At 32.6% G+C, this 6,614-nt stretch carries 6 protein-coding genes; 1 reads left to right on the top strand and 5 read right to left on the bottom strand.

The window, feature by feature from the left end:
• Positions 1-137: 137 nt before the first annotated feature.
• The 3 genes from FG384_RS19180 to FG384_RS19170 all read right to left on the bottom strand — a co-directional run bounded on the left by FG384_RS19180 (position 138) and on the right by FG384_RS19170 (position 3,215).
• On the bottom strand, positions 138-1,154 hold the full coding sequence (locus FG384_RS19180; RefSeq protein WP_142644291.1) for a serine hydrolase domain-containing protein: 1,017 nt from the start codon (positions 1,152-1,154) through the stop codon (positions 138-140).
• 291 nt (positions 1,155-1,445) lie between these two features.
• Entirely contained in the window at positions 1,446-1,682 is a 237-nt protein-coding gene (locus tag FG384_RS19175) for a hypothetical protein (protein WP_142644290.1), read from the bottom strand.
• A gap of 738 nt (positions 1,683-2,420) precedes the next feature.
• Entirely contained in the window at positions 2,421-3,215 is a 795-nt protein-coding gene (locus tag FG384_RS19170) for an alpha/beta fold hydrolase (RefSeq protein ID WP_142644289.1), read from the bottom strand.
• Between the two features lie 500 nt (positions 3,216-3,715).
• On the opposite strand from FG384_RS19170, the gene FG384_RS19165 reads away from it, so the two are divergent.
• The gene (locus tag FG384_RS19165) at positions 3,716-4,561 is read left to right on the top strand and encodes an MBL fold metallo-hydrolase (RefSeq protein ID WP_142644288.1); all 846 of its coding nucleotides are present in this window, start codon (positions 3,716-3,718) and stop codon (positions 4,559-4,561) included.
• 251 nt (positions 4,562-4,812) lie between these two features.
• Here the strand turns inward: FG384_RS19165 and FG384_RS19160 are convergent, their stop codons facing one another.
• On the bottom strand, positions 4,813-5,517 hold the full coding sequence (locus tag FG384_RS19160; protein ID WP_142644287.1) for a class I SAM-dependent methyltransferase: 705 nt from the start codon (positions 5,515-5,517) through the stop codon (positions 4,813-4,815).
• A 492-nt stretch (positions 5,518-6,009) separates the two neighbouring features.
• Positions 6,010-6,378, bottom strand: coding sequence for a hypothetical protein (locus tag FG384_RS19155; protein ID WP_142644286.1), 369 nt, complete (start codon positions 6,376-6,378; stop codon positions 6,010-6,012).
• Positions 6,379-6,614: the final 236 nt, after the last annotated feature.

Here is a 6,614-nt window from a genome sequence, read left to right as displayed (position 1 = left end):
CTTAAAGGCTAATGTTACCATTAGCCCTCCAAGACTCGCTACGAGTGAATGGCTAGTTCTTTCTCGACGGGAATCCCACCCGCTATATGATACGACCTAGGCTCGGCCGCACAAGCACCCGTTAGTTCAATAAGAAATTATTTAGAGAATGTATCAGCTACTAAGTTACTAAATTCTTTTAAATAATAAAGGTAATTTTCCCCTTCAATTCCTTCATAGTTATATCTTTTGTTATACATCTTTGCAACAACAACATTATATTCAGGTATTACTAATAAAGTTGGACCTGTTACTCCTATTATTTGAAAAGCACCTTTTGGCACTCGGTCCCCAATCTCACTTCTTAATGATGGAGTTCCTTGAACATACCAAAACGCACCATTCAATGGGTATTCTTCATTTTTATATTTAGGGCTTTGAACTTGTGTTGCAACTTCAATTACTTCTTTTGGAACAATTTGTTTTCCATTTATATTTCCTTTTCTTAAATGAAGATTTCCCCAATATGCAAATTCTCTAGCAGAGACATAAAGGTTAGACTCAGTTCCATCATTTGAATTGCCCAGTTTAGATGTTGCCTCTTCTTTAGGATTAACAATTACTTTAACTAATTTTTCATTTTCTTTTGTTTGCCAAGCTGTTTCCTTATAACCTAAAGGTAAAAAGATTCTTTCATGTAACAATTCAGGAATACTTTGGTTGTATAATCGTTTAATTAGTTGGGTCATCATTAACACATTTATCCCTCTGTACGCCCACTCTTTACCTGGGTTGAACTCTCTATAAACCGTTCCATTCTCATCCTCATTTAAACCATGTGAATGAGTAATTAAATTTCTAATGGTCGTTCTACCTAGTAATTCTTTATCGAATTCTTCAAAGTAATTTACTGCATAATCATCAAGACTTTTAATTTTACCTTCATGGATTGCATATGCAACAGCTAGCCCTAAATAACTTTTTCTCGCTGATGCAACATTAAACTGTGAGAATTGAGTAACAGGCAATGAACCTTCTGTATTAGAGTGGCTTCCACTGTAATGCTCTAATACTATTTCATCATCCTTAAGTATAATCAATGCTGATGCAGAGCAGTGATTTCGATCCTTTATATCTTCAACCCATGAAATTAATTTTTGATATCTATTATCCAACTTTTTGTTCTCCTTTCTTTCTAGTTCTTTAATTAGATTCAACAAAAAGAAGATTAAACCTTCTTGAACTAAACTGCCCCGTTAGTTGAACAAGAAAAAAGAGCCGTCTAGCAGCTCAAAGAAATTTCAGTTACAGTAACCCCTTTCAATTTTAGTATTATATTTAACTGTATAAGTAGATTTTTCAATTAACTTCTAATCAAACAACAATAAAACACTAAAGAAAAAAGTAAGGAAAAGTAGAAGTCAGAACCCTACTTTCCCTTATAAATAAACAGCTTTTATCTAAGTTTAACCTAGATGAACACCCGTTGTAACGCAACCTGATTGTAAGTTGTCAGCAAATGTAACTTCACCTTCAAGAACAATTGGGACTCTAATGGTTAGATTTTTATTAACAGGGTCTAATTCAGTTGCTAGTTCACATTCTCCACAATCAATGAAAGAATCTACAAGTAAGCGAGAACTTAAATTGTAGATAATGGTTAAACAAACTGGTTGAGTTAAATCTGTTAGAGTACATGGCATTCTATTTCACTCCTTTCTTAGTTAATACATTAATAGGATATACATTATGGATAAGTTTGGTATGGACAAATGTGGCTAGAACGTCACAAAATATTTGATTGCCTATGTGTCTAATGATATTAAAATTGGTAACTTTACATTAAAGTAGGTTACTGATGTTATAAGAAATTTCTAAAGTTCAAAGTTTAGCTCTTGAAGTCCAAAAACATTTTTTAAAAAGCCCCTTACCTAACAATTATTAAAGAGTTAGAATTTGGTTCTTTTACCAAACTGCTGCTTTAGTTCAAGAAGAAAAAAGAGCCACCTAAGCAGCTCAATTATCTTCAACTAAAACACGATTTAGTTCAATAGGAATTGGTTTTATAATCTTTAATTATTCCATTATGAAATCGCTGGGACATGAACGGTTAGAAACAACGGAAATCTTTTTAGAGAAAGTATTCGCAAAAGAAAACCATGCTATTCATAGTTGGAAACCGGATTTGTTTGGAGAGTATATTTAATAGAAGAGAATTAAAGTCATCTATTGAAAATAACCAATTTTATTAGTTGCTCTTTAACCCTTATATCGCCATAAAATAAAAGAATCCATTTTGAAAAAGATTGTTCAAAATGGATTCTTTCGTTGTGATTTAGTATTCAGTCTCATCAAAAAGCTTGATTATTTTAGTGTTCATTCTTCAACTAAAGCACCCTTTAGTGAAATAGGAAACTTAAATTTATGAAAAGTTACACCAGTCAAAAATTTACTGATTCAAGTCTGTTTAACCAGTTATGAACTAATGCGTTAAATACATCGGTTTGTTCGATTTGTAGGTTGTGACCAGCCATATCAAGCACTGCAAAAGTTGCCCTTGGGTAATCTTCAATTAGTCGCCACGCATCGTGGTATCCGACTACATTGTCCTGACGCCCTGTGATAATTAGCGTGGGATACTCAACTTTAGATGAAATATCGAAGGTAAAGCCATATCCATTTTGACGAATGTGGTTTAAGAATACATTATTTGTTTGTTTAGAAGGAAGTAAAATTTCATTTCGAAACCTCTCCCATTCAGTTTGACCTTGCACTACCCCCATGGAGCAAAATTCATCAGCTTCCTTTGGAGACAAATGTGATATCAAGTTGCTGTCTCTTAATAAAACGGTCTGCTGTGGTACTTCCCTTTCATCGAATTCAGGTATAGTCATTGGTGCCATCAGCAGTAATCCACGAACTGTGTCTTGCCGTGAACGGACTATACCTCTGGCAATGTACCCGCCATATGAATTACCACAAATAATAAAGTTTTGACCAGGGATAATCTCGTCCAAAAGACGTAATATCGCTTCTAAAATATCATCAGAGTTCTGAATAGACGGTTGTGACTCGGAATGACCCATACCTGGTAAGTCTATGTATATTCTCTTCCAACCGCTTCGTTTCTCGAATAACGGTTCCATTGCATGTAACATCACTTGATGGTCAAGTGTCCAACCATGCAACTTAACAATGGGATATCCTTCTCCAATTACTTTATGGTAAATCGACATGTATTTGTTTCCCCTTTTCCTGTAAACCAGATGTATCGACATGGACATTTAATCCTCCCATACATATATCTCAATTTTAACAAACTTCCTTGTTCAACTAAACTGCTGCGTTAGTTGAACAAGGAAGGTTTTATTTTGATATAGAATCCAAAAGCAAGTACCACTGTATGGCACTCTCTTCATTTAAATTATAATTAAAATGCTGTTCTAAGGTAGTCAGATTTTGGTTATCTCCATTTTTTCTATTGACTGTATACAATATCTTTTCCTCCTAATTACTGCACATTTTCTTTAAAACATGGCAAAGACTATTTCGAATTTCCCCAAAAAATAGTTTATTTAATTTGTAATATGGTATACTTTTCCTTAGTAAAAATGGAGATACAAGTCCAAGGTAAAAAAATAAAATGAGAAAATCTCAAATTATTTTATAATTTTTAGAATAAACATGTAGATTTTCTCTTTTATAGAATGAATATCTACAGTATAGGAGAAATAACATGTTAAATAAATTAAGTGATACTATTTATTATTTATCACATCAAGATGATAGAGTGCGACCAACATTAGGATTGGTGTGTGGTGACCAAAATAGTCTAATTATAGATTCTGGCAATTCAACTCAACATGCTAAAGAATTTTTACTAGAAATCGAGAAACTAAATGTACCACCTATCAAATATTTGGTCATTACACATGCGAATTGGGATCACTTCCTTGGTATGAATGAATTTGATGCAACTGTTATTGTTAATAGTCAAACAAACGAACTATTAAAAGAATGGCAAAGTTATAGGTTTGATGATAATTCCCTTCAAAAGTATGTGAACACTAATCAGATGAGTGCTAAGTGTATGGAGATTATACAAGCAGATATACCAAACCGAGGGAGTTTTAAATTGAACTCTCCAAATGTAATTTTTGAAAATACATTAACCATTGATTTAGGTAATAAAGTTTGCATAATTGAAAGAATCAAAAGTACTCATACAGACGACTCTACAATTATTTATATTCCTGATGAAAAGGTTGTTTTTTTAGGTGATTCTACAAATGGTAGAACCACAAATTCTCTATATCATTTTAAGCAATCATTATTATTGCCTATGATGAAAGACATTCAAAAATATGATGCTGAAATGTTCCTAATTGGGCATGAATCAATCTGTGATTCTAATAAAATGAATATCTATTGGGAAGAGTTAACAACAGCAAGTCGAGTTGTAAAATCTACCTCACTAGAAAATGCTATTGAGTGTTTTAAGGTAGAAAATAAAAGGGACCCTAATGATAATGAATTATTTTTCATACAGGCATTTGTTAATGACCGTATAGTTCAATCATAATGATTCTATAGATTAGTAGCCACTTCATTTAAATTGAAATGAGGTGGCTTACTTAATACCATCACTGCACATTTGATTTCAGATATTCATTCAATATAGTGATGGAATTTAAAATTCCACTTTGGTATATCTGTTTAAAGTAACCTTCTTCTTCAACTAAACTGCGCCGTTAGTTCAATAATAAAAAAGAGTTGCCTAAGCACCCTTGATCTTTAACTAAAGCCACACCATTGATGAACATGAAAAATAATTTAAAACTTTCGAAATAAAGCGGTCAATAAACTAGATACACCAAAAACATCATTTGGTTGTATTATTTCTTTCATTTTTCTAATTTCGATTTCCTTAAAATCCTTAAAGATAGACCTTAGTTTTTCCTCAGTAAAACCTAAACCTCCTTTTAGGCTCCGCAATCTATATACTTCCCAATCAGTTATTTCTGTTCCGCCTAACTCCCCACCTTGAACAAAACAAGTAATGGCAAAAAAACCATTTGGTTTTAAAGCTTTATTTACTAAAGTCATGTAACTCATTCTTCGGTGTGGAGCAATATGGTGAAAACAACCTGAATCGTAAACAATATCATACGTACCTTCTTCAATATCTAATTCAAATATATTTTCTTTAATAAAGTTTACATTTAAATTCTTTTCAATTGCTCGTTCTCCTGCCCATTCAAGCGACTCTTGTGACAAATCAACAGCATCAATTGTACAACCTTTTTCAGCAAAATAAATTGCGTTCCGTCCGGGACCACAACCAAATTCAAGGACTTTTCCGGGCTTAAATATTTTTTTTTCAAAGTAACTAACTAAATTTTCGTCAGGAGAATTAACAAAAAACGGAACATCTTTTTCGCGGTCTGAATAAAATTTATCCCAAAACCCCGTCGGCTCTCTTAATAATGAATCTAACATTTCTAATAAATCTTCATTGTCATAAATTGTTTCTTTCAATAATACCCCTTCTTTGCTATTTAATGTGTACTTTTTAATTGTACTAAATTTTGCAAAAATTATTGTTAAGAGCACATTAAAAACAAATTACTTTTAAGTGTAAAATCTCACTGAAACCTATCGTTTTATGCCAATTAACGTAATTTAATCCCTCTTAGTTTACATAAATAATATCTCTTAATGGTAATATACTCATAACAACAATGACAGCTAAAAAGGTCTATTTAATCGCTTTAAAAGGAAAGAAAATTTTAATTTCCTTTCTAATTGTTACAATTATTACATGAATATTACAAAGGAAATAAATTACCTTTTAAAATATTTCTTATTGAACTAACCTGCTGCTTTAGTTGAATAAGAAAAAAGAGCTGTCACTGTAGGCTCATTGATCTTTACCTAAAGCATCCGTTAGTTCAACAAGAAAAGTAGCTACTTGATCTGCTTAACTCAAACCATTTTAAGTTCAAAAACAATATTAGTCCAAAATTAATTTTAATTATTTTTAGTGAAATTCGCCCATTGTTCAGTAGGACCTGTGTTATCTATTATGAATAAACTACCGTCTTTCTTATAAAGAAAAATCTCATTTCCAGATTCAGCACCATCTCCTAATGCTGTTAATGCGTTTGTTGAGACAATTTGACTCATATCCACTTCATCTTTTGGGATAATTCTGTTAAAAACATATTTCTCACCACCATAATTTATCCACGACAGTGGAAGAGGATCTGAGATTATGGGATCTTCAGCAGTTTCTTTCAAAGAATCTTTTCCACTTTCTTTAATTTCTGAAGTCGGTCCACATCCACTAATGACAAAAAGAATTAATAACGATAACCACAGTTTTAATAGATGGTTCATATGCCACACTCCTTATTAGACATAATAGCTCAAATGTTACGTTCTTCAACTAACCGCTGCTTTAATTTAATAAGAAAAAAGAGCCGCCTAAGCAACTCAATGATCTTTCACTAGTCGAGTAGAAGAGAACCTCTCTACCTTGCGGTAGATTGTGTTACTCCCCCCTCACAGAACCGTGCTTGCGCTATTTACGCACACGGCTCCTCCAAGTCACCATTCACAAAATGTAGCCTAAT

The organism is Psychrobacillus vulpis, assembly GCF_006861825.1.
GTDB classification, from domain to species: domain Bacteria; phylum Bacillota; class Bacilli; order Bacillales_A; family Planococcaceae; genus Psychrobacillus; species Psychrobacillus vulpis.
Note: the sequence above shows the minus strand (reverse complement) of the source record. Positions and strands in the feature narration are given on the sequence as shown.

Excerpts from the sequence above, each read along its gene's own strand:
- FG384_RS19175 (WP_142644290.1), bottom strand. The coding sequence starts at position 1,682 with ATGCCATGTACTCTAACAGATTTAACTCAACCAGTTTGTTTAACCATT.
- FG384_RS19170 (WP_142644289.1), bottom strand. The coding sequence starts at position 3,215 with ATGTCGATTTACCATAAAGTAATTGGAGAAGGATATCCCATTGTTAAG.
- FG384_RS19165 (WP_142644288.1), top strand. The coding sequence starts at position 3,716 with ATGTTAAATAAATTAAGTGATACTATTTATTATTTATCACATCAAGAT.
- FG384_RS19155 (WP_142644286.1), bottom strand. The coding sequence starts at position 6,378 with ATGAACCATCTATTAAAACTGTGGTTATCGTTATTAATTCTTTTTGTC.